The organism is Collinsella sp. LCP19S3_B6 (genome assembly GCF_052121815.1).
Lineage (GTDB): Bacteria > Actinomycetota > Coriobacteriia > Coriobacteriales > Coriobacteriaceae > Collinsella.
The window spans coordinates 18,666-45,129 of record NZ_JBQKDN010000003.1 but is presented as its reverse complement, the minus strand read 5'-3'; the positions used below and the strand labels follow the sequence as shown (position 1 = coordinate 45,129).

General features: G+C 60.4%; 27 protein-coding genes. 3 read left to right on the top strand and 24 right to left on the bottom strand.

Features of this window, described 5'->3' with window-relative positions:
* Positions 1-46: 46 nt before the first annotated feature.
* The 5 genes from lepB to rpsP are packed head-to-tail and all read right to left on the bottom strand — an operon-like array spanning position 47 to position 2,537.
* Complete coding sequence (gene lepB, locus ACTQWD_RS01940; RefSeq protein WP_441559128.1) at positions 47-610, bottom strand: signal peptidase I; 564 nt, start codon at positions 608-610, stop codon at positions 47-49.
* Positions 611-612: 2 nt separating this feature from the next.
* Positions 613-1,371: a tRNA (guanosine(37)-N1)-methyltransferase TrmD gene (gene trmD, locus ACTQWD_RS01935; protein WP_427795661.1), complete on the bottom strand. Its 759-nt coding sequence runs from the start codon at positions 1,369-1,371 to the stop codon at positions 613-615.
* Positions 1,372-1,381: 10 nt separating this feature from the next.
* A complete protein-coding gene (rimM, locus tag ACTQWD_RS01930; protein ID WP_441559127.1) occupies positions 1,382-1,873 on the bottom strand; it encodes a ribosome maturation factor RimM in 492 nt (163 codons plus the stop codon).
* Between the two features lie 34 nt (positions 1,874-1,907).
* A complete protein-coding gene (locus tag ACTQWD_RS01925) occupies positions 1,908-2,153 on the bottom strand; it encodes a KH domain-containing protein (protein ID WP_154516529.1) in 246 nt (81 codons plus the stop codon).
* Between the two features lie 42 nt (positions 2,154-2,195).
* Positions 2,196-2,537 carry a 30S ribosomal protein S16 gene (gene rpsP, locus ACTQWD_RS01920; protein ID WP_022094749.1) on the bottom strand — a complete coding sequence of 114 codons (342 nt, stop codon included), beginning with the start codon at positions 2,535-2,537 and terminating at the stop codon, positions 2,196-2,198.
* Between the two features lie 201 nt (positions 2,538-2,738).
* Here rpsP and dinB point away from each other — a divergent pair, with 201 nt between their 5' ends.
* The 3 genes from dinB (at position 2,739) to ACTQWD_RS01905 (ending at position 5,470) form a co-directional block, all read left to right on the top strand.
* Positions 2,739-3,995 carry a DNA polymerase IV gene (dinB, locus tag ACTQWD_RS01915; RefSeq protein WP_427794791.1) on the top strand — a complete coding sequence of 419 codons (1,257 nt, stop codon included), beginning with the start codon at positions 2,739-2,741 and terminating at the stop codon, positions 3,993-3,995.
* Between the two features lie 111 nt (positions 3,996-4,106).
* On the top strand, positions 4,107-4,598 hold the full coding sequence (locus ACTQWD_RS01910) for a helix-turn-helix domain-containing protein (protein WP_304211245.1): 492 nt from the start codon (positions 4,107-4,109) through the stop codon (positions 4,596-4,598).
* On the top strand, positions 4,526-5,470 hold the full coding sequence (locus ACTQWD_RS01905) for an IS3 family transposase (protein ID WP_441559153.1): 945 nt from the start codon (positions 4,526-4,528) through the stop codon (positions 5,468-5,470). The genes ACTQWD_RS01910 and ACTQWD_RS01905 overlap by 73 nt, the downstream gene beginning before the upstream one ends.
* A gap of 203 nt (positions 5,471-5,673) precedes the next feature.
* Here the strand turns inward: ACTQWD_RS01905 and ACTQWD_RS01900 are convergent, their stop codons facing one another.
* From ACTQWD_RS01900 to ACTQWD_RS01810, 19 genes are all read right to left on the bottom strand, one after another.
* Entirely contained in the window at positions 5,674-6,423 is a 750-nt protein-coding gene (locus tag ACTQWD_RS01900) for a transposase (protein ID WP_441559126.1), read from the bottom strand.
* A 132-nt stretch (positions 6,424-6,555) separates the two neighbouring features.
* On the bottom strand, positions 6,556-7,011 hold the full coding sequence (rsfS, locus tag ACTQWD_RS01895; RefSeq protein ID WP_427726898.1) for a ribosome silencing factor: 456 nt from the start codon (positions 7,009-7,011) through the stop codon (positions 6,556-6,558).
* Between the two features lie 28 nt (positions 7,012-7,039).
* The gene (yqeK, locus tag ACTQWD_RS01890) at positions 7,040-7,573 is read right to left on the bottom strand and encodes a bis(5'-nucleosyl)-tetraphosphatase (symmetrical) YqeK (protein WP_427718844.1); all 534 of its coding nucleotides are present in this window, start codon (positions 7,571-7,573) and stop codon (positions 7,040-7,042) included.
* A gap of 87 nt (positions 7,574-7,660) precedes the next feature.
* Positions 7,661-8,338, bottom strand: a complete 678-nt coding sequence (gene nadD, locus ACTQWD_RS01885) for a nicotinate-nucleotide adenylyltransferase (RefSeq protein ID WP_427718693.1) — start codon at positions 8,336-8,338, stop codon at positions 7,661-7,663.
* A 3-nt stretch (positions 8,339-8,341) separates the two neighbouring features.
* Complete coding sequence (obgE, locus tag ACTQWD_RS01880) at positions 8,342-9,808, bottom strand: GTPase ObgE (protein WP_441559125.1); 1,467 nt, start codon at positions 9,806-9,808, stop codon at positions 8,342-8,344.
* Between the two features lie 85 nt (positions 9,809-9,893).
* On the bottom strand, positions 9,894-10,151 hold the full coding sequence (rpmA, locus tag ACTQWD_RS01875; RefSeq protein WP_154516202.1) for a 50S ribosomal protein L27: 258 nt from the start codon (positions 10,149-10,151) through the stop codon (positions 9,894-9,896).
* A gap of 33 nt (positions 10,152-10,184) precedes the next feature.
* Positions 10,185-10,559 carry a 50S ribosomal protein L21 gene (gene rplU / locus ACTQWD_RS01870; RefSeq protein ID WP_035138585.1) on the bottom strand — a complete coding sequence of 125 codons (375 nt, stop codon included), beginning with the start codon at positions 10,557-10,559 and terminating at the stop codon, positions 10,185-10,187.
* 67 nt (positions 10,560-10,626) lie between these two features.
* A complete protein-coding gene (locus tag ACTQWD_RS01865; protein ID WP_441559124.1) occupies positions 10,627-11,439 on the bottom strand; it encodes a TIGR03936 family radical SAM-associated protein in 813 nt (270 codons plus the stop codon).
* Positions 11,436-13,313 carry a TIGR03960 family B12-binding radical SAM protein gene (locus ACTQWD_RS01860; protein ID WP_427748094.1) on the bottom strand — a complete coding sequence of 626 codons (1,878 nt, stop codon included), beginning with the start codon at positions 13,311-13,313 and terminating at the stop codon, positions 11,436-11,438. The genes ACTQWD_RS01865 and ACTQWD_RS01860 overlap by 4 nt, the downstream gene beginning before the upstream one ends.
* A 9-nt stretch (positions 13,314-13,322) precedes the next feature.
* The gene (locus ACTQWD_RS01855) at positions 13,323-14,252 is read right to left on the bottom strand and encodes a YcjF family protein (protein WP_441559123.1); all 930 of its coding nucleotides are present in this window, start codon (positions 14,250-14,252) and stop codon (positions 13,323-13,325) included.
* An 18-nt stretch (positions 14,253-14,270) separates the two neighbouring features.
* Positions 14,271-15,497 carry an FtsW/RodA/SpoVE family cell cycle protein gene (locus tag ACTQWD_RS01850; protein ID WP_154516190.1) on the bottom strand — a complete coding sequence of 409 codons (1,227 nt, stop codon included), beginning with the start codon at positions 15,495-15,497 and terminating at the stop codon, positions 14,271-14,273.
* Between the two features lie 9 nt (positions 15,498-15,506).
* The gene (gene mrdA / locus ACTQWD_RS01845) at positions 15,507-17,576 is read right to left on the bottom strand and encodes a penicillin-binding protein 2 (RefSeq protein WP_441559122.1); all 2,070 of its coding nucleotides are present in this window, start codon (positions 17,574-17,576) and stop codon (positions 15,507-15,509) included.
* Between the two features lie 13 nt (positions 17,577-17,589).
* Positions 17,590-18,156 carry a hypothetical protein gene (locus tag ACTQWD_RS01840; protein ID WP_441559121.1) on the bottom strand — a complete coding sequence of 189 codons (567 nt, stop codon included), beginning with the start codon at positions 18,154-18,156 and terminating at the stop codon, positions 17,590-17,592.
* Between the two features lie 12 nt (positions 18,157-18,168).
* Complete coding sequence (gene mreC / locus ACTQWD_RS01835) at positions 18,169-19,110, bottom strand: rod shape-determining protein MreC (protein WP_427794828.1); 942 nt, start codon at positions 19,108-19,110, stop codon at positions 18,169-18,171.
* Between the two features lie 78 nt (positions 19,111-19,188).
* Positions 19,189-20,220, bottom strand: a complete 1,032-nt coding sequence (locus tag ACTQWD_RS01830) for a rod shape-determining protein (protein ID WP_006236061.1) — start codon at positions 20,218-20,220, stop codon at positions 19,189-19,191.
* A gap of 127 nt (positions 20,221-20,347) precedes the next feature.
* On the bottom strand, positions 20,348-21,652 hold the full coding sequence (locus ACTQWD_RS01825; RefSeq protein WP_441559120.1) for a tetratricopeptide repeat protein: 1,305 nt from the start codon (positions 21,650-21,652) through the stop codon (positions 20,348-20,350).
* Between the two features lie 12 nt (positions 21,653-21,664).
* Complete coding sequence (locus ACTQWD_RS01820) at positions 21,665-22,207, bottom strand: peptidylprolyl isomerase (protein ID WP_154516178.1); 543 nt, start codon at positions 22,205-22,207, stop codon at positions 21,665-21,667.
* Between the two features lie 105 nt (positions 22,208-22,312).
* Positions 22,313-23,467, bottom strand: coding sequence for a zinc ribbon domain-containing protein (locus ACTQWD_RS01815; protein WP_441559119.1), 1,155 nt, complete (start codon positions 23,465-23,467; stop codon positions 22,313-22,315).
* Between the two features lie 215 nt (positions 23,468-23,682).
* Entirely contained in the window at positions 23,683-26,400 is a 2,718-nt protein-coding gene (locus ACTQWD_RS01810) for an HAD-IC family P-type ATPase (protein ID WP_441559118.1), read from the bottom strand.
* Positions 26,401-26,464 lie beyond the last annotated feature (64 nt).

Genomic DNA, 26,464 nt, shown 5'->3' with positions numbered 1-26,464 from the left:
CCTCGTCGAAACGATTACACGGTTAGGTACTGTACTATAGCGGTTTTTAGTCGATAGCGCCCAGACGGTTGAGCGGCCAGTAACGCACGAGCGCCACGGCGATCAGGTCCGAACGGTCGGCCGGGCCAAAGTAGCGTGAGTCGGCTGAGTTCTCGCGGTTGTCGCCCATCACCCACACGCACCCGTCGGGGACGGTGTAGGGATAGCTCACCTGAGCACCAGGCGCCTGGACCGACAGTGGCCAGCTCATGCCCGTCGTATAGTCCTCGTCGAGCGCTTGGCCGTCAACGACCACCTTGCCGTCCTGCAGGTCGACCGTCTGGCCGGCCGTAGCGATGACCCGCTTGACGAGCACATCGTGCTCAGAGGTGCCATCGGGGTTGTGGAACACCACAATATCGCCCTGTTTGACAGGCTGGCCGAGCTCAAGCGTCACCTTTTGCGCCAGGATCTGGTCGCCAATCTCAATCGTGGACTCCATGGAACCGGTGGGAACCACAAAGGGCTCGACCACAAAGGTGCGAATCAAGAAGGTAGCCACGAGCGCGATTGCGACGATCACGACCCACTCAAACGCGCCCTTTAGCATGGAATGCTGCGACGGAACCATTCTCACTCCTCGCTCTGCGAATACGAAGCGTCCAAAATCTCTTGCGCATACGCACGTTCCTTAGGCGTAAGCCGCGCCGTCTCAATTAAGTCGGGACGCCAGCGACAGGTGCGCTCGATGGCGTTCTTGCGGCGCCAAGCGTCAACCTTGGCGTGGTCACCACTTACAAGCACGGGAGGCACGCCCTCGCCGTTAAACTCGGCGGGGCGGGTGTACTGCGCGTACTCGAGCAGGCCTCCGTCCTCGGCGGTCGAGAATGATTCGTCAACGTTGCTCATCTCGTCACCAAGCGCGCCGGGAATCAGACGCACGACGGCGTCAGCAACAACCATAGCAGGCAGCTCGCCGCCCGTGAGCACATAGTCACCGATCGACAGGCGCTCGTCGGCATAGGCATACGCGCGCTCGTCGACACCCTCGTAGCGGCTGCACACAAACAGCAGGCGCTCGCTTTGGAGCAGGCGCTCGGCTACATACTGCGTAAAAGGCTCACCGCAGGGCGTAAAGAACACCACGGTGGGCTTGGGGCCCTCAGAGCTGATGGCCTCGATTGCCTCGGCAATAGGCTCGACCTTCATGAGCATACCCTGACCGCCGCCGTACGGCTCGTCATCGACGGTACGGTGGCGATCGTGCGTCCAGTCGCGCAGGTTATACGCCTTAAAATCAAAAAGGCCGGCCTTACGGGCACGGCCCAAGATCGATGTGGACATAACGGGCTCAAACATCTCGGGAAAGACCGAAAGGGTCTCGATCAGCATGTTGTCCTCCCTACTTGTCCATATCGATCAAGCCATCCATAACGTGGACGGATATTGCTCCCCGATCGGGAAGATCGAGCACAACTTGCTCGATCACGGGAATCAGCACCTCGCCGTACCGATCACCCTCGACAACCCAAACGTCGTTGGCGGGCGTCGACATAATCTCAACGATCGTTCCGAGCGACCCAAAGCGCTCGTCAACCACCTCGCGACCCATAAGGTCGGTATAGGCAGCGTCAAGCGAATCGAGCTCAAAGTCATCACGGTTCGCCAGAACGAAACAACCCGTGATGCCCTCGGCGGCCGTCAAGTCGTCAATGCCCTCAAACGAAACCAGATCGCCATCGCCCGTATCGGTAACGGATATAACCGTGCAAAAGCGGTCACGCTTGAGCGCCGGTGGCGTCAGGGCGACACGCATACCCGGCTCCAATACAGAAGGAAGCCCCCGCAGCGGCTGCGCGAGGACCTCCCCCTTCCTTCCATGCGGCTTAACCACACGGGCGATGTTTTTGTACTGGGACCTCAAGGTCCTAGCCCAGAACCTCTACCTCGACGGAAGTGTCGAGGCGAGCGGCCAGTGCACGGGCGAGCGTGCGAATGGCCTTGATGGTACGGCCACGACGGCCGATGACCTTAGCGACGTCATCCTCGGCGACCGAAACCTCAATAGTTGAGGCATCGTCGCCATCGATAACTTCCAGGCTCACGGAATCCGGGTCGTCGACGATCTGAACAACGAGATATTCGACGAGATCGGCGATGCGATCTGAGAGCATTGCCTCACCCTCGAGCTGTGCAGCGTCAACCTCAGGCACGATTTACTCCTCGGCGCCCTCAGCGGCCTCAGCGGCAGCCTTAGCGGCCTCGGCCTCTTTGGCGAGCTGCTTCTTGGACTTCTTGACGACGGTCTCGGTCTTCTCGCCCTCGTTGGCGGCCTTGACCAGGGCAGCAACAGCGTCGGTGAGCTGAGCGCCCTTGGACTGCCAGTCAGCAATCTTCTCGAGATCGAGGTTGATGGTCTTGGGGGCGGTCATCGGATTGTAGCGGCCAACCTCCTCGATGATACGACCGTCACGCGGGGCGCGGGAATCGGCGACGACGACACGGTAGTACGGACGCTTCTTAGCGCCGTGACGAGCAAGGCGAATCTTGACTGCCAAAGGAAACTCCTCCAACCAAGCAGCTTTAGGCTGCAACTACAAACAAACAGTTGAACATAATACGCCATCGACGCGGGCAGGTGAAGTCCGTGAGACCAACTTCTTCGGTGTAGTCGAAGGCAAATCCATATCTTAGACAAGAATTCGCGATTTGCAAGCACATCCACGCACCCCACATGAGCTGCGCGGTATACTCATGCCATGAAAAGATGCGAACATACATACGGTTATGAGGATACTGCGGGCGTCACGCCGCCGCCCTGGACGGGTCCGGCGGTGGGTCTGATGGATCTCGATGCGTTTTTTGCGAGTGTGGAGATGCTCGATCATCCCGAGTGGCGCGGCAAGCCGCTTATCGTGGGCGGAGACGCCGAATCTCGCGGCGTCGTCTCCACCTGCTCATACGAGGCACGTCGCTTTGGCGTGCACTCCGCCATGCCCTCGGCCGAGGCGCGCCGCCTCTGTCCGCAGGCCATTTGGACACACGGGCATTTCGATCGCTACCACGAGGTCAGCGCACAGGTCATGAATATTCTTGCCGACGAGACACCACGCGTTGAGCGCGTGTCCATCGACGAGGCCTTTATCGACATCACGCCGGGCCGCTTTGCGCCCGAGGACCCACTGCTCGTCGTACGACGCATCAGCGATCGCGTGGCGGCACTGGGGGTGACCTGCTCCATCGGCGTCGGTTGCAACAAAACGGTGGCCAAGATTGCAAGCGAGCGAGACAAGCCGTTTGGGCTTACGGTCGTACGCCCGGGAACTGAGCAGCGTTTTCTGGCACCGTTACCTGTTTCTGCCATGAGCGGTATCGGGCGCTCGGCCGAGGAGCGGCTGCGCCGCATGCGGATTTACACGCTGGGCGAGCTGTCGCGCGCACCGGAATCCACACTGTCTGCGATTTTTGGCGTTAACGGCGAGCGCATGCGCCAGCGTGCGTTGGGGCTCGAGGTTTCCGAAGTCACGAGCCTCGATGAAGAGCGTGAGGTCAAGTCGGTGAGCAATGAGCGCACCTTTGCGAAAGATTTGACCGAGCGCGGGGACATCGAAGCGGCGATTGCACTATTGGGCGAATCCGTCGGACGTCGCCTGCGCCGCCAGGGGCTTACCGGCACCACGGTGACGCTCAAACTTAAGTACTCGTACGGCAGCGGTCGCTCGGCACAGCGACGACTCCCCCATCCCACCGACGACGAGAACATCTTTGTGGCGGTAGCGATCGAGTTGCTCGACAACATCTGGCAGGAAGGAATGCATGTACGCCTTGCCGGCATAGGCATGAGTGACTTCAATCATCAAGGCGGCATACAGACCGACCTGTTTTGCGAAGTCGACGACCGCGGAGCCCAATCCAGCGACCGCCGTGACCTCTCCGTCGCCATCGACGCAGTCCGAGACAAGTTCGGCGACACCGCCCTATCCTTCGGCCGCCAATCACGCTTCTCCTCCCACTAAGTAGTCAATTTGGGACGGGGCTTTTTTAGCTACTTTAGATTGTCAGGGTAGTACGGGGTAGCTAATTGAACTGCCTCCCATTTCTTGGACACGAGAAATGGGAGGCTTTTTATGCGAGTCGACTTGAGGGTGAAGCACGACATCGAGGCCAGGAAGGCGGCGATCGGGCTCTTCGAGCGAGGCCACGGTTCCGAGTCGGCGGCGAAGGCGCTGTCGGTCCCGCGCGACACCGTGAGACAATGGCTCTACGTATACCGGTCGTTCGGAAGCGAGGTGCTGCTATCCATGGACGGCAAGCAGACCAGGTACACATACGAGCAGAAGGTCGCCGCCGCCTCCGCCGTCGTCGACGGCGGCATGAGCAAGCGGGACGCCATGGAGGCGTTCGGGGTCATGTCCTTGGCGCCGCTCAAGAGATGGTGCGCGCTCTACCGCGAGGGCGGCGCCGAGGCGCTCAGGCCCAGGCCCAAGGGCCGGCCAAGCGGTTCCAAGGCGAGGCCGCGCACGCGCGAGCAGGAGCTCGAAGAGCGCTGCCGAAGGCTCGAGACCGAGGTGGCCTACCTAAAAAAATTGCGTGCCCTGGTCGAGAGGGACGGACTCTGACCAGGGCGAAGGTCGAGGCCGTGAGCGCCCTGCGCGAAGAGGGGTACGGGCTGGGGTGCCTGCTGGAGTGCGCCGGCCTGGCGAGGTCGAGCTACTACTACGCGCTGTCGCACCCGAAGGCTCCCACCAGGCCCGAGCTCTGGGAGGCCGCCGCCGAGATATTCTCGCGCACGGCCAACGGGTGCGGCCACAGGCAGATCGCCATGTGCCTGCGCGCCGAGCAGGGCGTGCGCATAGCCAACAAGACCGTGCTCAAGATGATGCGGGAGATGGGGGTCCGCTGCGGGATCCGCCGCGAGACCGACTACCACAGGTACAACTCGTACAGGGGCAAGGTCGGAAAGACCTTCGAGAACGTCATCGGGCGCGACTTCGCCGCCGACGGGCCGTGGGAAAAGATGGGCACCGACGTCACCGAGTTCAAACAGCCCTGGGGCAAGGCCTACTTCGCGCCGGTCTACGACTTCGGCAGCAAGGAGATCGTCGCCTGGTCCACGTCGCTGCACCCCAACATGGCTCAGCAGCACGAGCTGCTCGACCAGCTCGTGTCCAAGAAGCCCAAGGGCTCCAGGCCGATCCTGCACTCGGACATGGGCTGGCAGTACCAGCAGGCCGGTTGGTGCAGACGGTTGGAGGAGGCCGGCGTGGTGCAGAGCATGTCCCGGAAGGGCAACTGCATCGACAACGGCGCGACGGAGCAGGTGTTCGGCCACATCAAGGACGAGTTCTTCCGCGGAAGGACGTGGCCGGACTTCGAGTCCTTCAAGGCGGACCTCGACGACTTCGTGGTCCATTGGAACACGAGGAGGCGCCAGGTTAAACTGAAGGGACTGACCCCGGAGGAGTTCCGGAGACAGTCCCTTGCGGCGTAGTTCTTATTTAAGCCGTCCAGGTTTTGGGGTGCAGTTCAAATTTGGGACGGGGCTTTTTTAGCTACCCTTCAGCTGGCAGCGAATCACCCGGGGCCGGAATAAAACTCAACCGATTTGTAGGGTTAGCTAAAATAGCCCCGTCCCAAATTAGCTACCCAACCCATACCTGACGCGGTCGCAACACAGACCTCGTCCAAAATGAGCTATTTTTTGATTTTGACCTTTTGTATGGTGCAGTGTCCAATGCCCGTAAGGCGGACGATCTGTTTAATCGAAAAGCCCTCGCTCTTCAAAGTACGAATGCAGGCATCGCGCGCCCCCTTTGGCAAAGCCTTAAGGTGATGAGGCTCGTACGGCTTAAGAAGCGCCTGCGCAAACTCCAGCGCATCTGTGTCGCTCACATGAGCGCCGTCACGGAAGCAATAGCGATTGGGCTCACCCGAGGTGCTGAAGGCAAAAAATCTCTGAGAGTCACCGAGCAGCCCGAGAACGCAATCCGTTTTGCAGATACCCGGATATCCCATATACTCGCGAAAGCTGCTCCATCGATACAGCGAAGCGGTCCCAATCCTCGCCTTCGCGGGATTGTCGTGAATGTATCTCACGCAGTTGAGCAGCTGATCATCATCGAGGATCGGCACACTCTTAAATCGATCCTGGAAAACAGGCCCCTTCCTGCCTGTCTTTGAGTTGAAATACATGGCATACGCCGTCGTAATCGAATGCATGCAATCGCTCAGATGAACATGCTCGTCGTCAAGCAGAAGATGAATATGGTTATCCATAAGGCACCACGCGATGACATCCACTTTAAACTTCTGGCATTTCGAAGCAATCAGCCGAATCAGATAGAGCCGATCTTCGTCATCCTCAAATATGAGTTGGTAGGCACATCCCTTTTGGACGACATGGTAAAAACCATATACAGAGATTTCTCGCGCAGTCCGAGTCATACGCATCCCCTCCTCTACAGATGACAATTACGTTACCCGAGCCAGAGTAGAAAAAACGTACTGGGAGCTATAAATCGCGATGTTCGGCGAACGGTAGGTAGTAGCTAAAAAAGCCCCGTCCCAAATGAGCTACTAGAGGAGGTCCAGGGAGAGCTGGGGAGCGTCGCCCCAGAGCTTTTCGAGGCGGTAGAACTCACGTGCCTCGGGAGTGAAGACGTGGACGACAACCGAACCGTAGTCCATGAGCATCCAGGTCTTCTGCTCGCGGCCCTCAATGGAAAACGGGTGCTCGCCGCAAGCCTCGGCGACTTTCTCCTCAATCTCGTCGACGATGGAATCAACCTGGCGGTTGTTGGTGCCGGTAGCAAGGACAAAGTAGTCGCACACATCGGAAAGCTCAGTCAGGTCGAGCACCTGAACGTCCTCGCCTTTCTTGTCGTAGGCGGCCTGCGCGGCAGCGCGGGCGACATCCTCGGCGGCGACACCGCTGGCGGAGAGCGTCGCGGCGGTGCGGTCGGACGTGGCCACGAAACTCTTGTGCTCCGCACCTTCAAGAATCTGCTCGTCGGTCATGGTCTCATCGGCCATGGAATACCTCTTTCTAGACGCACCCGAGCTAGCGCAGCTGGGCGTAATGGTTGTAAATCGTAATAGCCGTGGGATAAAGATAGCGCCCGGACTGGATCACATAGACCAGACCCTGCGCAAAACAGGAGAAGAACAACTCGTCGAGCGAGGACTTCCCCACCATCTTGCGCAGCGCATGGGCATAATCGCCGTGGCGGTTGGGTTCGATGGCATCGGCCACAAAGACCACCATATCGAGCGGCGTCATGTCGCAAGCGCCCACGGTGTGACGGTCGACAGCCTGAAAGACCGCCGGCGACAGCTCGGGAAAAAGCTGCGGAAGCTCATAGGCGGCAACCGGGCCATGCAAAAGCGGCGTCGCGGCAGACGGAGAGCCGGCAATCTTAATGCCGTAATGCAGAGCGCGCGTGACCAGCTCGTCGTCGGAGAGCACTTTGTCCCAGTCATGGATCAGGCCGGCGGCAGCGGCATCAAAGCGGTCGACACCGTATACCTCGGCTAGGTGCAGCGCCGTCTCGGCAACCCCGAGCGAATGCACGTAGCGCTTACGCTTATCCTTCATGCGCACATCGAGCAACTCGTGGATACGCGTCAAGAGCGCGCGCTCGTCGCCCTCAAACTGATCTTCTACCGACAACGTTTCCCCCCGTCAATCAAAATCGTCTTGCCCAAGATCGGCATACAGGCCGCGTTTACGGATATAGCCGAGCACGGACTCGCTCGTAAGATAGCGCACGCTCATGCCGCGGGCAACCCGCTTGCGAATGTTGGTCGAGCTAATCGCCAGCGCCGGAATCTGAATATAGCGCACATCGAATGGCAGCCCCGATTCCTTAATCCTCGACCGGGCCGTATCGATGTCAAAGCCGGGACGCGTCGCAGCGATAAAGGTTGCCAGTTCGGCAATCTCGTGAGCATTGTGCCAGGTCACAATATCGATAATCGCATCGGCACCCGTAATAAAGTAAAGCTTCACCTGTGGCGGGTAAAACTCGCGAAGGGCACGCAGCGTATCGGCTGTATAGGTGACACCGGCACGATCGATCTCGAAGCGGCTTGCCAAAAAGGCCGGGTTCGCGGCAGTCGCGAGGACCGTCATGGCATAACGGTCCTCAGCAGGCGTCACCGGTTTGTCGAGCTTAAAGGCAGGAGAGCCGGCCGGCATAAAAAGCACAGCGTCCAAGTCGAGCGACTCGCGAGCCTGCTCGGCGGTAACCAAGTGCCCGTAATGAATCGGGTCAAAGGTGCCGCCCATAATGCCAAGCCGAAACTCGTGCCCATCCTTGATGGGCAGCTCAGGCAATCCGATTCCACCGCGCAGCGACATGGCTTACTCGCCCTCCGGGGTCTCAACAACGTCGACTTCGGTAGCGCCTTCGGAGCCCTCGGCGACATGAGCCGCGTCCGCATCCTCGGCCGCTACGTCAATAACCTCAACGCCAGCATCCTCGAACTCGTCCTCGAACTCCGAGAAGTCCTCGGCGCCCTCAAAGTCAAAGGCGCGCTGGCAAATGCGAACCTCATCGCCCGCACGGCAGCCGGCCTTCTCGAGCGCGTCGTCAACGCCCATGCGGGCAAACTTATGCTGCAGGTAGATGACAGCTTCCTCGTTTTCCCAGTCGGTTTGGATAACCATGCGCTCGATCGCGCGACCAACCACGCGAAAAGCACCGGGCTCTTCCTCAACAATGCGGAAGCGCTTCTCGCGCTGCAGACGGCGACGCTCCCACTCCTCGTCGCGCAGATCGACCGGCTCATCGGAAACCGCAAGCTCCGCGCGGAGCTTAGCCACCTGCTCGCCCACGGCAAGCATCAGGGTGTTGAGGCCGGCACCCGTCACGGCGGAAACGGCAAAGAACATATGGCCGTCGTCGAGCGCCGCGCGCTTAAGGTCGGCAATCTTGTCAGCCGTGCCCGGAGCATCGCACTTGTTGGCGACGACGATCTGCGGGCGCTCCGAGAGCTCGGCACCATACTGCTCGAGCTCACGGTTAATGATGCGATAGTCCTCGACCGGATCGCGATCCTCAAAACCGCCCGTCATATCGACAACATGCATGATCAAAGCAGTGCGCTCAATATGGCGCAGGAACTGGTGACCCAGGCCCTTGCCTTCACTCGCACCCTCGATGAGACCGGGGACGTCGGCAACGACGTAAGAATATTCGCCGGCACGCACCATGCCCAGATTGGGCACGAGCGTGGTAAACGGGTAGTCGGCAATCTTGGGACGGGCGGCACTCATACGCGCGATGAGCGAGGACTTGCCCACCGAGGGAAAGCCCACGAGCGCGGCATCGGCCATAAGCTTCATCTCGAGCTCGATCCAGTGCTCCTCGGCAGGCTCACCCAGCTGGGCAAACGCGGGCGCGCGGCGCACCGACGTCACAAAGTGGGTGTTACCCAGACCGCCGGCCCCACCGGGCGCCACGACAACGCGCTCGCCATCGTGCACCAGGTCGGCAATCTCGAACATCGGGGTCTGCGTCTCGGGATCGAGCTCGCGGACTACGGTGCCCATGGGAACTTTCAAAATCAGGTCCTCGCCACTCTTGCCATTGCGACGGGCACCCTGGCCGTGCGTGCCGCGCTCGGCACGGAAGTGATGCTTAAAGCGGTAATCGATCAGCGAAGACAGCTGAGCATCGGCCTGGATGACGACATTGCCGCCACGACCGCCGTCGCCGCCATCAGGGCCGCCCTTGGGAACAAATGCCTCGCGCCTAAACGACATGCATCCGGCTCCGCCGTCGCCGCCGCAAACGTTAATGCGGCTGATATCGGTGAACTGTGACAACAGAATCGCCTCCTACAAAAAAGAGGGAGACCCTTGAATCCTAAAACTCAAGTGCCTCCCACATATGTGCTCTATGAAGGGTGAATTACGCGTTCGCGAGCGGGCGTACGCTGACCCTGTGCTTGATACCCTTGTGGAACTCAACGGTACCGTCGACCAGCGCGAACAGCGTGTCGTCCTTGCCACGGCCAACGTTCGCACCCGGGTGGATGTGCGTGCCATGCTGACGGACGAGAATCGTGCCCGTGGTTACCGTCTGGCCGGCGAAGCGCTTCGTGCCAAGGCGCTGACCGCGGGAGTCACGGCCATTACGGGAGGAACCGAGTCCTTTTTTGTGTGCCATTGTGTATACCTACTCTTTCGTTACGAGTGTAATCTACTCGGCGACGGGAGCCTCGGCAACAGCCTCAGCCTCTGCCTTGACAGCCTTCTTGGCGCGGGAGGTAGCCTGAACCTTCACGATCTTCAGCTTGGTGAGCTGCTGACGGTGACCCTTCAGACGACGATAGCGCTTACGCTTGTGGAACTTGAAGACCAGCTGCTTCTCGCCCTTGAACTGCTCAACGATCTGAGCGGTAACCTTGGCCTTGGCCAGCTTGTCGGGATCGGTGACGATCTTCTTACCATCGTTGAGGAAGATGACCGGCAGGGTGACCTTGTCGCCCTCATTGCCCTCGATCTTCTCGACGGTGATGACATCGTCGGTGGCGACCTTGTACTGCTTGCCGCCCGTGTTAACGATTGCGTACATGTTTACTTGCCCTTCATGCATCAGTTAGTGCAACAGCCGAATATAGTAGCAGGCGATAATACCCCCGTCAACGAGTATGTGGAGCAAATCCACAAGTTCGCACAGGTATGGGGCTGACGAGTCGGCCCTCGTCGTCTTCGCATGCTTGATTCTGACGCTCGACATCGTAGGAGCAGATGGTCACGAGGTCTTGCATACCGGTGGAAACAATAGGTGCATCGACGCCCGGGGTCAAGCCCTGCAACAAAACATCAGCAGCAGAAAGCAAAATTTCCGGACGCATGGAGCCCTCGTTGTCGGCATGGGTGTCGAGTATGAGCACCAGATGGTCCGAGCGCTCCCCCGCCTTAAGCTCGTAGCCCACGAGCGTATGGTCCAAGTCCAGGCGCTTGCTCTTTTTGCCGCGCGCATAATCGATGCCGTGGGCCGCACGCAACGTGTCGATTGCGCGACGCACCTCGTCGATAGCGACCGGCGCCTCAGGGTCCAGGTGCAGGTCGATGCGGTACGACAGGCGCGTGAGCTGGGCCGTGAGCGCCGGCGTGCGCACGTCGATGTATGCGGCCTCGATGGGGGCCAGATCGGCCGGAGATGCCGCGGCCAGGCGCCCAAAGGCCTCGTCGAGCGCGACGAACTCAGTCATAAACAGGTCATACCACTCGCAGGTCGACGACGTGCCCACGGGCAGCGCCGAAGAAAAACCCACGCGCATGTGCGGAGAGAAGCCCTGCGTGACAGCATAAGGCAGGCCCGCGCGACGCACGATGCGTTCAATGGTATGAATCAGTTCCAGGTGGCCCAGGTACTTGAGACGATCGCGCTTGCCGTAGCGAACGCGAAGCCTAAAGAGCGTGGGGTTGTCGGTCAAGCGCTCACTCATGCGCGATCACCCACCAATACGTTCTTGGCGTGGAGCGTAGGGCAGATTCCGCAGCCGGTGCACGACGTGCGGGTGCAGTCGGGCGTCGTGACACCCTCCAGCGAGCGACGGTACTCGCGCTCGAGGAAGCCACGCGAGCAGCCGGGGCTCACGTGCTCCCAGGGCAGGTGCCAGTCCAGCTCGTAGGGCAGGTGCACGAGCTCGTTGAGGTCGATGCCGTTTTTGGCCGCGGCCTCCTTCCAGTTATCGAGCGAGAAATGCTCCACCCAGGCGTCAAAACGCGAACCGGCACGCCAGGCATCGATGATGACCGGCGTCATGTCGCGGCCTGCACGAGACAGCGCCGCCTCGATAAGCGAGGTCTCGGCATCGTGGTAGTGCACGCGGACCGCACGGTTGCGAACGCTCGTAATGAGGAGCTTCTGACGGCGTTTGACGTCGTCGTAATCGAGCTGCGGGCACCATTGGAAAGGCGTGGCGGCCTTGGGAATAAACACCGACACCGAGATGGACACCGAGATGGAGCCGCGGCGCGCCTTGGGTACCACGGAGCGGCCGAGCTCCAGCACGTGGTCGGCCAGGTTGGCGATGGCCACGATATCCTCATCGCGCTCACCGGGAAGACCCATCATAAAGTAGAGCTTCATGCGGTTCCAGCCGGCCTCGAAGGCCGCCTTGGCCGCGCGGTCCACGTCCTCCTCGGTCACGTTCTTGTTGATGATGTCGCGCATGCGCTGGCTACCGGCCTCGGGGGCAAACGTCAGGCCGCCCTTCTTTTCTCCGGCGACCGACTCGGCCATATCCACGCCAAACGAATCCAGGCGCTGCGAGGGAATGGACACGCGAATGCCCGTATCTTCCAGGCGGCGGTTAAGGCGACCGAGCACATCGCGGATGCAGGAGTGGTCGGTGGTCGAAAGCGAGGTAAGCGACACCTCGTCATAGCCGGTCTTTTCCAGGCCCTGGATCACCGAGGACACAATCTGGTCTGCCGAACGCTCGCGCACCGGGCGATACGTCATGCCGGCCTGGCAAAAACGGCAACCGCGAGCGCAGCCGCGCAGAATCTCGATAGACAGGCGATCGTGAACGAGCTGCGCATAGGGCACGCACGACTGCGACAATGGATTGGTAGCGCCAAAGTCCTCGACGACGCGCTTGTAGACCACCGGCGGGACGTCTTTGCCCTCACGCGGCACGGTATAGCCGTGCGGTGAGCAGGGTTCGTCATAGCGCACCTCGTACAGCGAGGGCACATAGGTACCAGAGACGGTCGCGAGCCGCTCGACAATCTGGGCGCGCGGGACGCCCTCGTCACGCAGGCGGCGATGCAACTGGCAGATCTCGAGCAGCGACTCCTCACCCTCGCCAATCAGGATGGCATCGAAGAAGGCCGCATACGGCTCGGGGTTATAAACCGAAGGTCCGCCGGCGACGACGATGGGATCGTCCTCGGTGCGGTCAGCAGCCAGCAGCGGAATGCCGGCGAGGTCGAGCGCCTCGAGAAAGTTTGTCACGGCCATCTCGTGCGGCACATGCATACCGACGATATCAAACGAGGCCACGGGCGCTGCGCCCTCGAGCGACAGCAGCGGGATACCGGCCTCGCGCATGGCATCGCCCATATCGGGCCACGGCACATAACCGCGCTCACAGGAGATGCCCTCGGCCTGGTTAAGGATGTTGTACAGGATGGCGATACCCTGGTTGGGCAGGCCGACCTCGTACACGTCCGGGTAAATCATGCAGCAACGATAGTCGGCATCGGCCTTGGAGAGCGTACCCCACTCGTGGTCGATATAGCGACTCGGCTTTTCGACCTTCGCGAGCAGCGGCTCGATCAAATGAAAACAGTCTTGGTATGGAACGCGCAAAAGAAACCCCTAAGCAGCGAGATCGGATGCATCCTCAAAAGGATTCATGGGACGGGTAGCGCCGGCAACCGTGGTCACCAGGTCGCGGACGCGCGAGAACGTGGCGGCAACCACCTCGTTGGCACGGCTGTAGTCGATATCGCGCTCGTAGAGAGACACGAGCGCACGACCCATGACATAGGTGCCCGCGGCGGCGGAGAGTGCCTTGACGGCAAACCCAATATGCGGCGTCTGCTTTACCAGGGCGCGAGTGACGGCGCGCATTACCAAGCCGCCGGCAAGCACGCCCGCGACCTCATAGCCGCGCTCGGGCTTAATGCCGCGCCCAAAGATAGCCGCAAGCTCAAAGAGCATGCCAACCTGCGCCAGCGCCATAACGGGATAATCGGCCCCCGGCAAAAACACCAGCGCGCCCGTCGCCATATTGGTAAGCGCGCACGAGGTGATGATGCGGTTGGCGGCGGCGATGCGCATAAAGGCAAAGTTCGCCGCAAAGGCCGTCTCCTTTTCCGTACGGTCCAGGATCCAGCGGGCGAGTGTCTCGAGCAGATACGTCTTATCGGTGGCCGCTACCACGCCGAGCATGGGCGTGGACTCCTGGATAAAAGGCACCTCGACAGCGGACTCGGCCAGCACGCACACGGGCGCGCCGGCAATGACGAGCTCCTGTACAGCACTCTCAAGGCGATCAGATCCGCACGAAAGCACCAGCACCACGTCGGTATCGGTCTTGGGGACGATACGCTCCTCCCCCAGACGCTCAACGCGGACAATACCCGAGGTCGTCTGCGGCACAAAGGCATCGCGCACCGTCTCGACCAAAAAACGCGAGGCAGTCGAATCCAAGTAGACCGAAACGCGCACCGGCGTATCGGAATCCCTCTTGGTGGTCGCGCCCATTTTAAAAGCGCGAGTCAGCTTTTCCACGGGAATCTTCATGGCAAACCCCTCCAGCGGTTACGCGGCGCCCGAACGATGCCGCCATATGGATTGTACGATACCCACCGTCAACAACTGAATCATCATCGACGACGAACCAAAGCTAATGAACGGCAGCGGAATACCGGTAATCGGCATCATGCCAATGCACATGCCGATGTTCTCGAACGTCTGAAATGCCCACATGCCGACAATACCCACGCATGACAAGCGTAGAAACAGAGACTCGCACTTAAAGGCGACGCGGATCGTCGAGAAGATGAGCAGTACGTACAGGCACAGCAACAAAAAGGAACCGCAGAAGCCAAACGTCTCTGACAAAAAGGCGAAGACGAAGTCGGTATGGAACTCGGGCAGAAAGCCGCCGGCCGACTGCGTCGCATGCCCCAGGCCCTTACCAAAGAAACCGCCCGAGCCGACCGCGATCAACGACTGCTGCAGGTTGTACGCATCGTCCGAATCGGCGTTGTCGGGGTCGATAAAGACCGTCAGACGATTCATCTGGTACTGCTTAATGAGCACATCGTGGCCGAGCAGCGAATCGAAGACCGAATCGAGCGCCAGGACGAGCGCCACCAAACCCACGAGCAGAGCCAAAGTCGACAGCACCCATTCGCGGCGCGCACCGCTCATGCAGATGACGATGGCGCCCGACACCAGCACGACCAGACCCGAGCCCAAATCGCCCATGGCGACGACGGCCAAAAACGGAACGGACAGCATGCCGCAGAGCTTAATGTAGTCGCGAGCGGTATCGATGCGCCCGTTGTACTGCGAGCCAAGCGTGGCCATAAAGAAGATGGTGATGAGCTTGGCAAGCTCAACGGGCTGGAATGTTAAACCGATACCGGGAATCTTGATCCAACCCGTCATTCCCAAGCCGCCCGTGTAGGACAGGCCCGGAATCTTAGGCGAGAAGATCACGATGAGATCGATGACGAGCAGGGCCGTCGAAAAGTTGGAAATGCCGCGCAGGTCGGTGCGCCAGACGAGCACCGCCAGCACCGCGCCAATACCGATACCCAGCAGGTGACGCGAGAACGAGGCGTCGGCTTTAAACTGCGAGGCGGACCAGATAATAATGGCGCCATAGGTGACGAGCGCCACAGTCGCCAACAGCACGCCGACGTGCACCTTTTGGCGAAACGTTCCGCGCGATGCGGAAATCTGCTTGTTGACGCGGTCCAGGCTGCTGCGAGAGCCGGTTTTGGTTGAGCGGAACAGGTCCGCCGGCGAAAAGTCCATCGCAACCTCCTATCGAACCGAGGAATCGCCCGTGGCCGTCGACGTGTCGGGCTCGTCATAAATCGCACCGAGGACATCGCGCACAACGTGCAGCGCGGTATCGGAGCCGCCACCGCCCTGTTCCAAGACAGTGGCGATCACGTACTTGGGGTCATCGGCCGGCGCGTAGGCGCAAAACCACGCGTAATCGTCCTCGCCGCTCTTCTCGCCCGTGCCGGACTTGCCGTAGACCGTAGGGGTCAGGGAGTTAAAGTGCGCGGCGGTCGAAGACGACGCCGAGTAAATCACATCGTGCATGCCGTTGCGGACCAGCGCAAGATCGGCATCGTTGTTAATTTGGGCCTCAAGGCGCTTCTTTTTGCCCTTGCCGTTGTACTTGTAGGCATCGCCGTCGCCATCACGCGAGACAGCAGACAAGAACACATGCGGCACATACTGTTTGCCGCCGTTGGCAATACCCATGTAGGCGCAGGCCATCTGCAGCGGTGTCACCAGAATGTCGCCCTGGCCGATGGCGATGTTGGTCATATCGCCGGCATTCCACTTACGGTCCTCGGCCGAGGCGTCGGTAAAGTATGACTCTTTCCACTCGGCATCGGGAATGCGGCCCGCGCCCTCACTCGGCAGGTCGATGCCGCAGGTCTTGCCCAGGCCCCAACGACGAAAGACCTCTTGCAGGCCTTCGGGATGCTGGTCGTTGTAGAAAAAGGCCTTGCCCATATCGTAGAACACGGGGTCGCAGGAGTTGGCGATACCGGACTGCAGCGTCATCGTGCCGTGGCCGGAGTGCAGCCAGCAGTACTTTCCCCAAGATTTGCCCAAGCCGGTCCAATATCCCGTGCAGTTGGTCGTTTGACTCGAAGTGTACGTGCCAAATTCGAGGCCAGCCAACGCCGAGAGGGGTTTGATGGTCGAGGCGGACATGTACTGGCCGCTAATGGCGCGGTTGAGCAGCGGATGCGAGCCCTCGTCATCGTTAAGCTCGGTCCACACGTCATTGGAAACGCCGCCGATAAAGACAGAAGGATCAAACTTGGGTTCGCTTGCCATGCCCAAGATCTCGCCGTTGTTGGGGTCAAGGCACACCACGGCACCGTTGCCGGCATTGCTATGGCCCGTAGTCTTGGCAAGCTCAATGGCATTCGCCAGAGCCGTCTCGCAGGCCTGTTGAATCTTAAGATCGAGCGTAAGCTTAATGTCAGAACCGGCCTTGGCGGGAACGGCGCCGGCTTGACCGGTAACGTTACCCGAGGCGTCAACTTTCACGGTCTGCTCACCGCGAATGCCCTGCAGCAGATTTTCGTAGTAAATCTCTACGCCCGCCTGACCCACAATATCGCCCGATTGATACGAGATCTGGCCAGCCGCGCTTTCGTTGCCGTCCGACGACTTCTTGTTCTGCGCCTCGAGCTGCTCGGAGGTAATGGTGCCGGTATAGCCCAAAATATGGCAGGCGGTCTCGCCATACGGGTACTGACGCTCGGTGCGCTCGGCGATCTTCACGCCGGGAAACTCACCGGCGTGCTCCTGAATGTAGGCGACGGTAGAGCGGCGCACGTCAGTCGCGATCGTATGCAGGCTCTGCGCGCCCTCGGAATTGTCCTGGATGTTACGCAGCACCGCGACATACGGCATGCCGAGCACGTTGGCAAGATGACGCACCAGCACCTTGTCGTCGGCAAGATCGCGATAGGCGACGACGGCGAGCGAGGGGCGGTTTTGCACCAGTGCGACGCCGTTGCGGTCCAAGATGCGGCCACGGACGGCCGGCGTGGTAACGGTACGGGTCTGATTGCTCTTGGCCTGCTTGTCATAGTAGTCCGACGAGACCATCTGCATGCCCCACAGCTTAACGGCAAGCGCGGCAAACATGGCACCCACGCCCGTGGTGAGGATGGAAAAACGGCCCTTGAAGGCCGTGGCGGCCGTATTGCCCTCGCCCTCGGTGGCGCGCGGGGCCGTTCCGTGCTGTGTGTCGTAGGTAAAGCGGGAGTCGCCGCGGCGCATGATGACCAGCGCGACCACAATGGCCACGACCAGCGCGATACCGGCGACAACAACCGTCAACTGGGAAGACATCTTGAGGCCTCCCCTATTTGAGCTTACGGGTCTTGGGCTTAAAGCGCATGCCCGTCTGACGCCCACCGCGCGCGGAGAACCCATAGCCAGACTGCGGAGCGGCGCCGGACATCAAAAACGGAATGGCAATCAAGCCCGTCAGGATCGAGGACGGCAGAGCGTGCCCAAAGATGGCCACCACAAAGCTCGTCTCCAGACCCATAAACAGCAAGATGATGCTGTAGACCACGTTAATGGCAAGCGCAAAGGCGCCCACGGTAATGCCGCGCGCGCCCGGCGAGCCGCCCGTCTGACCAGCCGCGCTGTGCACCAAAGCAAAACTGCCCACGGTCAGCAGCAGCGACATAACGCCCACCGGCACGGCGGCGGAAAGGTCGTAAAACAGACCGCTGCAAAAGCCGCACACGACGGCACGCGTAGGGTCGCCCGAAAACACGGCCAGGCACACCAAAATAATCATAAAGTTGACGCGGCCGCCCGCGATGGAGATTTGCGGTGCCAGTCCCGCCTGCAGCAGCACGCAGACGATAGCGGCGATTGCAAAGGCGCGGGAGCCAGTCCCCTGCTCGTGTAGATCCATGGACATGCCTCCCTATTCGCTCGATCCAGAATCGGACGCTTCGGCCGTGTCGGAATCATCATCCGATTTCTCGTCCTTAGACTGAGTCGCGGCATCGCGCGACGTGCCCTGCGGGGCACTATTGGCCGAGCTCACGTCATCGTCCGAAGCCGACTGCTCGTCGGTGAGCGAGGTGATGACGAGCACTTCCTCGTTATTTTCGGCCGTGGTCTGCGCACGTACCACAATGGTGTAGTACACGTCGTTTGCGGATTTTTCCACCGAAGACACGGTGCCGAGCGGCAGTCCCTTGGGGAACACGCCACCGATGCCCGAGGTCACGATGATATCGCCAACCTTAACATCGGAGTCGACGCTCACGTACTCAAGACGCAGCGTGCCATCGGGCTGGCCCTGTAGCATGCCTTGTGCGCGCGTGTCCTGCACCATAGCGGACACACCAGAGTTCTCGTCGCCAATCAGGCGCACGGTCGATGTCTTGGCCGAAACCTCGATAATCTGGCCGATGACGCCGGCCGAGCTCGTCACGGGCATGTTGATGGTAAGCCCGTCGGCAGAACCCTTATCGATGGTGACGGTCGACGTCCAGGCGTCACCCGAGGCTCCGACAATACGAGCCGCAGTGGACTTGAGGTTATAGGTCGACTGCAGGCCCACAAGACCCTCAAGGCGCTCAGCGGTCTTTTGGGCCTCGGAAAGCTCCGCGACCTTGGAAGTGAGAACCTCGTTTTGCTTTTTAAGGTCGTCGAGCGACTCCTGCGAAGCGGTGAGGTTGGAGAAAACGTTGCCGATGGCATTGAATGGCGCCGCCACCGCCGAGCCAACAAAACGCACCGGAGAGGTGATTGTCGTGACGCCCGAACGCACGGCATGTATCGGCCCGGCCTCGCCCTCTCGAATGTAAAACGTGAGCAGCAACACAGAAATCAGGCTGAAAACAATCAACGGGCGCATACCCGTTGATTGTCGTTTGGTATTCAGATTTGAAGAGAAACCCGAAGATCGTGCCAAATGGAATCCACCTTTTGGAAATTAAGCATTGGTCTGGACGAAACCGCCGTCAAACGCGTTGGCCTCGAGCACGCGGGCACAACCGTTTACGACGTTGTCGAGCGCCGTGGGGCTCACGTTGACCGAAACGCCTGTCTCATCGCGCAAGCGGACGTCGAGGCCGCGCAGCAGCGCACCGCCGCCGGTCAGCAGAATGCCGTAGTACATAAGGTCCGAGGCAAGATCGGGCGGCGTGGCGTCGAGTGCGTCCTTGACGGCCTTGGCCATCTCGTCGAGCGGCTTATTGAGCGCACGACGAATCTCCTCGCTCTCGATGCGCACGGTCTTGGGCAGGCCCGTGATCACGTCGCGGCCATTGACCTCGACGTCGAGCTCGTCCTTGAGCGGCACGGCAGAGCCGACCTTAATCTTAATGTCCTCGGCCGTACGCTCGCCGATGGCCAAATTGTAGGCATCGCGAACATGTGTGAGGATAGCCTGATCGAACTCGTCGCCGGCAATGCGGATGGACTGCGACACGACGATACCGCCCATGGCGATAACGGCAACCTCGGTGGTGCCGCCACCGATATCGATGACCATGGAGCCGGTCGGCTCCTCGACAGGCAAGTCAGCACCGATAGCCGCGGCCATAGGCTCCTCGATCAGATAGGCCTGGCGAGCGCCAGCCTGAATCGTAGCCTCGAACACGGCGCGCTTCTCGACCGACGTGACACCGGAGGGAACGCATACGACGACGCGCGGACGAGGGGTCCACGGATAGCGCTTCTCGGAAGCCTTATCGATAAAGTAGCGAAGCATGGCCTCGGTGACATCGAAGTCGGCGATGACGCCATCCTTAAGAGGACGCACGGCCACAATGTTGCCGGGCGTACGGCCAAGCATACGCTTAGCCTCGATACCGACTGCAAGAATGCGCTCGTCGTTTTTGTCGATGGCGACGACGGAAGGCTCGCGAATGACGATGCCCTTGCCGCGCACAGAGACAAGCGTATTGGCGGTGCCGAGGTCGATGGCTAGATCGCCCGCATAGCTACCGAAGAACATGTCCATCAAAGAAAACAACGCAACTCCTGATGTGTTGGATGATTGCTGGAAAACTACTAGCCCATCATACTAGCGCAAGCCCGGCACCTCACTTGCGGTGAAGCACCGGGCAGCGCCAAATCTCATAAGGTCACTACTGGTTGTCAGCGGCCGAGAAATCGATGTCGAGCGAAGATACCGCCCAGCCGATATGGTTATCGGAGCGCACGAATTTGACGGTATATTCCTGCTCGCCGCCCTTGGACAGCGAAGCTTTCACCTTCGCGGTGGTCTCGGTCATGGACTGATCCATGCCCTCGATGGAGACGGTGGCACCCTGCGGGATCGAGGAGATAATCATCGCCTTGGCGTCCTCGGACAGGCTGGAGGCCAGGCAGGACTCGGCCTTAGCGGTATTACCGTCGCCGGCAGCCTGGAACAGATCGGTGATGACGGACTCCTGCGAGGGGATACCCATGCCGCGCGTGTAGGCAAAGCCCAAACCGACCGCGGCAAGAACAATCAGCAGAAGCAAAACCAGGAAGACCTTGAGGCCCGTATGGCGATGGCGACGACGGACCTTGGCCTGCTTGCGGTCCTGACGATCCTGCTGGACCATCTCGGACTCGGACAGCGTAAAGAAGCCCGTGTCGGAGGGATCGGGCATAAACTGGCCAGTGGCACCCGTGGGATCGAGCGAATCGACAGCAGTCGTATCCATGGCGGGCGCCGGGGCCGTGACCATGGCGGTCTGGGCCGAAAGCGCGGCAAGTGAATCGTGCACGCGGGCAAGCTCATCGGCCTGCTCGGGTGTGAGCTGATAGATGCCGTCGGCAGTGGCGGCATTAAAGGCATCGAGCGCCTCGGAAGGACGACCCGCGGCAGAAAGCGCCTCGCCCATACCCGCGTTAAGCGCACGCGTGTCATCGCGCGGACCGGCAAAGTCGATAGCGGTGCGATAGGTCTCCACGGCGTCCGCCGGTCGGCCAAGCTTGATGAAGCAGCGGCCGAGTTCGCCAAGGGCGGCCGCGGGGGCTGGATTGGCGCCATCGATGGCGGCCTGGCGGAAGGCAGTGCCTGCATTGGCGAAATCGCCCGACTGGAACAGCGCGTTGCCAAGACCCAGATAGGCCTTAAACGGCGTGGCGTAGGAAGCATCCTGCGTTGCGGCGGAGAACGCCTGGGCTGCGGTCACATAGTCACCCACGGCAGCGAGCGCCTTGCCGCGGTTGGTGAGCAGCGCTCCGCGCTTTCCATAGGTGCCGTCGTTGAGGGCAGCCGCGTACGCCTCGGCAGCCTCGGCATACATACCCAGGTGCATCAGAGCGTTGCCACGCAGATGGTCGGCCTCGCCCATGATCTCGCTGGGGGTCTTTGCCGCACCGAGCATCTGAGCGGCTGCAGAAAAGTCGCCCGCACGATAAGCGGCTCGACCCTGTTGAATCAGCTGGCTATTCAAGGAAGTCCCCTTTTACTCGTGAACGATCTCGACATGGACGATCTCGTCGCCGGCACGCAGCTGCGAAATCACGTCGAGGCCCTCGACCGTGGTGCCAAAGACGGTGTAACCGGAATCCAGATTGTGCTGGGCTCCCAGGCAGAAGTAGAACTGGGAGCCCGCGGAATCGGGATCCATGGAACGTGCCATGGCAAGCGCACCGTCCACATGGCTGTTGCGCGGGTTGGTGGCAAACTCTCCCTTGATGCAGTAGCCGGGGCCACCGGTGCCGGGCATACCGTCGGGGCCCTCAAGGCCGGCGGCGACGTCAGCGCCGGACATATCGCGGGTATTGGGGTCGCCGCCCTGGATCACAAAGCCGGGCACATAGCGGTGAAACTTAAGGCCGTCATAAAAGCCCATGGTGGAAAGCTCGCAGAAGTTCGCCACATGGATGGGAGCGCCCTCGCCGTCAAATTTGACCTTGATCGTACCCTTCGACGTCTCGATGATCGCACACTCATCACCAGCGAGCTGGTACTCGGGCGTATAAAGCTCTTTCTTAAAACCAAACATGTGGTTCCTTCCTCGTGCGTTTAAAGCATATTTGTACAAATTGTAGCAATAAGCACGGGCTTCCATCAATTGCGCACGCAGGTTATGCCGTCGGAGGGCAACAAATTACGAACGCGGCTGCGGCTTCCAGGCGCTCACATTGGCATCGTACTGGTTAAGGGCGCTGTTGCCGCCCTGTGCGATGGGCGCCAAGATTTCACTCTGGCGGGCGCTCAGCGACTCGCCATCGGGAATGGACAGCGAGATATCCCAGCTCTGGCAGATCATGTCGACACGCTCGTACATCCACTCGGCAAGCTGCTTGAGGTGCTCGATATCCTCCGCGTAGACGGTATCATCTTGCACCTTAAGGTTGTTGAGCTCGTCTTGGGTCTTTTTGATCTGGTCGCGCAGGGCATAAGCGCTCTGCGACAGCTCCTGACGCGTGGAGAGTGGCGTGCGCAGGTACCCGCTGTTAAACGAGTCGACAACCTCGCCGATCTGATCATCGTCGGCAAACGACACGATGGTCCGATACAGACCGTCGAGCTTGGTATAGAGCTGGTCGTCGGAAAGGACGGTCTCCTCCTGGACCACCTCGGCGGTATCGTCGGACTTGGTTTCTTCCTCGATAGCCTCGCCCTTCTGGCGCGAGGGGAACGTCGTCTTGGCGGCCTGGCCAAACTGGTCGTAAAAGCCCGGCATAACGCCCATGGGGTCCGACGTCACAAACCAATAGGCACTGCCGCATACGGCAGCGAGCAACGCGATGACGATGAGCGGCTTGGGAATACGGCGCTTGTGCTTGTGGTAGGCATCCTCGTCCGGATGCACCTTGCGCTTGGGTTTTTGATTTTTGGACTGAGCGTCGTCACGAAGGGACACCGGCAGCGGGATATCGACCTTGGGAATGCCAAAATCCCTGTCGAAAGCCGGCAGCACGCAGGTCTCATTGGGATCGGCGGCATCGGAAAGTACCGCGGCGGCAGAGGCCGGCGCATGGGGCACCTCGGTATCGATCTGCTCCTGCGTCAGGCGGGGAAAACCAGCCGTGCGCCCAGCAGCCAGGTCGGATGCTGCCGCATCCTCGGATAGAATGCCCGGGGCAGGGCGCCCGCACTTGGAACAGGTACGGTCATGAGGCGACAGACGGGCACCGCAGCCTTCGCAGAACACAAACTCGGTGTGCTCGGGGCCATCGCCCGGGCCAACATAGGCATTGCAATAGGGGCAGAACGAGGAGCCGTCCTCTATGGTCTTGAGACAATGCGGGCAAATCACGGCATCCTCTTTTCGGAATCATTCGAACCATCGAGGTTAGAGCATAACATCGCTACGCCCCTAAAGGCACAGGGCACCAATTCAACATCGCAGGGTAGCTAATTTGGGACGGGGCTTTTTTAGCTGCCCTGGCCGCCAATCGGCCAAATAGATCGCGTCATCAGCCGGGTAGCTAAAAAAGCCCCGTCCCAAATTAGCTACCCTGCGAGGAGCGGTTACTTCTTCTTTTTGCTCGGCATCGAGACCTTAATGCCCTGGGCGGACTTGGTCACACGCGAGCGCTTGGCGCCCGCGCCCTTCTTTTTCTTGGGCTGGGTCTTTTCCACGCCCTCGAGCGCGCGGGCTTCGGCCTCACGTGTCGTACGCTCCTCGCGGCGCTGCGCCATGTCGGCGGCGACGCGCTTGGCAAAACGCTCGGCCGTCGAGCCCGTCGAGCTCACCTTGCCGCCACCGCGGCCCAAGCGAACGCGCACGCCGCGGCCAAAGCCAGTGGCGGCATGACGGCGACGCGGCTTAAGCGAATCCATCATCGTGGCGAGTTTAAAGAACACGCCGCAAGTAAAGACCACAATCACCAGAAGGATAATTGCCTCGCCCATCGACAAGTTGGCGATAGACAGCAGCTCGGGGAATCCGATAACGCCCACCAAGATGCCGACGACGACAAATACAAAGAGCATCACGCGCAAGGGTGTGAGCGGCTGCGAGATACGCCAGATCAGGCTCACGCTTGCCGCGCACGACGTGAGAAGGCACATCGTCGACAGCGTGAGTTGGCTAAAGCCAAACACGCGCGCCACAAAGATGTCGAGCGCCGCGGCCAAAATGACTGCAACCGACGCCGGCAGCGCGCGCTTGAGCACGTTGGTCAAGAATGACCCCTTCACGCGGGCATTGTTGGGCTCAAGGCCCAGCACAAAGCCCGGCGCGCCGATGCAGAAGAAGTTGATGAGCGTCATCTGGATTGGCTCAAAGGGATACGGCGGCAGCGCGATGCACAGCGCCGCCAGGCCCATCGAGAACAGCGTCTTGGTCAGGAACAGCGAGGCCGAACGCTGCAGGTTGTTGATGGAGCGACGGCCCTCGGCCACCACGGCGGGCATCGAGGCAAAGTCGTTATCGACCAGCACGATCTCGGCCACGTTGCGTGCGGCGTCGGAACCGGCGGCCATGGCCACGGAGCAGTCCGCCTCCTTGAGTGCCAGCACATCGTTGACGCCGTCGCCCGTCATGGCAACGGTATGGCCACGACGCTTGAGCGCCTGCACGAGCTCGCGCTTCTGCTGCGGGGTCACGCGGCCAAAGACGTGATAGCGGTCCACCGCCGCATCAATCTTGGACGGCGTATCGAGCGTCGTGGCGTCCACATAAGCGTCCGCCCCCGGCACGCCCACCACGCGCGCGATCGACGACACCGTGCGCGGGTCGTCGCCACTGATCACGTTAAGGGTCACGCCCTGCTCGTTAAAGTAGCCGATGGTCTCGGCGGCCGAAGTGCGAATCTCATCGCGAATGGTCACAAAGCCCACGGGCTCGGCCTCGCCCACCATATCGCCATCGGGCGTAAAGCCGTCCACACGGGCCACCACGAGCACGCGGCAGGTGTCGGCAAGCTCGGCCACACGATTTTCGACCTGCGCAAAGATACGCTCCGAAAGCACAAATTGCGCCGCGCCCATCACATAGGAGCCCTGCGCAAACGAGGCGCCGCTCCACTTTTTGGAGGACGAAAACGGAATGACCGACAGCGGCTCGGACACCTCGACCGGGCGGTCGGCGTAGTAGTTGAGCAGCGCCTGGCAGGTCTCATTGGCATCAGCCGAGGTCGCGCGCGCGACATTGGCAAGCGCAAAATCGAGCACGGTAGTATCGACGGTGACAGGTGCCTCGTCCGAGGCCAAGCCCACGCCCTCAACGGGCAACGGATAGGTGCCCTCGACCTCCATGCGACCCGACGTGATAGTGCCCGTCTTGTCCAGGCACAGCACGTCGACGCGCGCGAGCGTCTCGATGCAATAGAGCTGCTGCGCGAGTACCTTGCGGCGCGCCAGGCGCACCGTGGCGATGGCAAGCACTGACGAGGTCAGCAGCACCAGGCCCTGCGGAATCATGCCCAAAAGAGCGCCCACCGTGGACAGCAGCGCCGACGAAGGCACGCGACCGGCCAGCAGCTCGGAAAAGCACCACGAAAGCGCGCTATCGCCCGGCGTACCGGCGGCATCCCATAGCCCGCTCACACTCGCGGCAAACAAGGCCAGACCGAGCGGAATCATGATGACGCTTGCAAAACGCACGATGGCGTTGAGCGCGTTCATGATCTCGGAATTGACCTTTTTGACGTACTTGGCCTCGTTGTTGATCTTGGCCACATAGTTATCCGCACCAACATGGACCACGCGGGCACGCAACAGGCCCGAGTCTATAAAGCTGCCGCTCATGAGCTCGGAACCAGGCTGCTTCTTAATAAGGTCGCTCTCGCCCGTCAGCAGACTTTCGTTAACGAGCGCCTCGCCCGATACCACCACGGCGTCGGCAGGTATCTGGTCCCCGCGCCCCAGACGAATGATGTCGTCGAGCACGATCTGGTCCAACTCGAGCTCCACCTCGGCACCATCACGCACCGCGATGGCCTTCTTAGAGGTCAGCAGTGTGAGCTTATCGACCATCTTTTTGGAGCGCATGGACTGGATAACACCGATGGCGGTATTGAGGAACACCACGAACAGGAACGTCAGGTTCTTAAACGATCCGGTCATAATGACCAAAATCGCTAAGACCACGTTGATCAGATTGAACAGCGTGCAGAGATTTTCGATGATAAGCTCACGAACCGATTTGGTCTTGAGCTCCATGTTGCGGTTGATCTTGCCGGCGGCAATGCGCTTCTCGACCTCGGCGGTCGAAAGTCCGCGCTCGATATCCGTCGTTGCCATACCACGTCCTATCACGTCGCGTCGGTATAAGAAAAACCGCCCGGACCATGCGAGGTTCGGACGG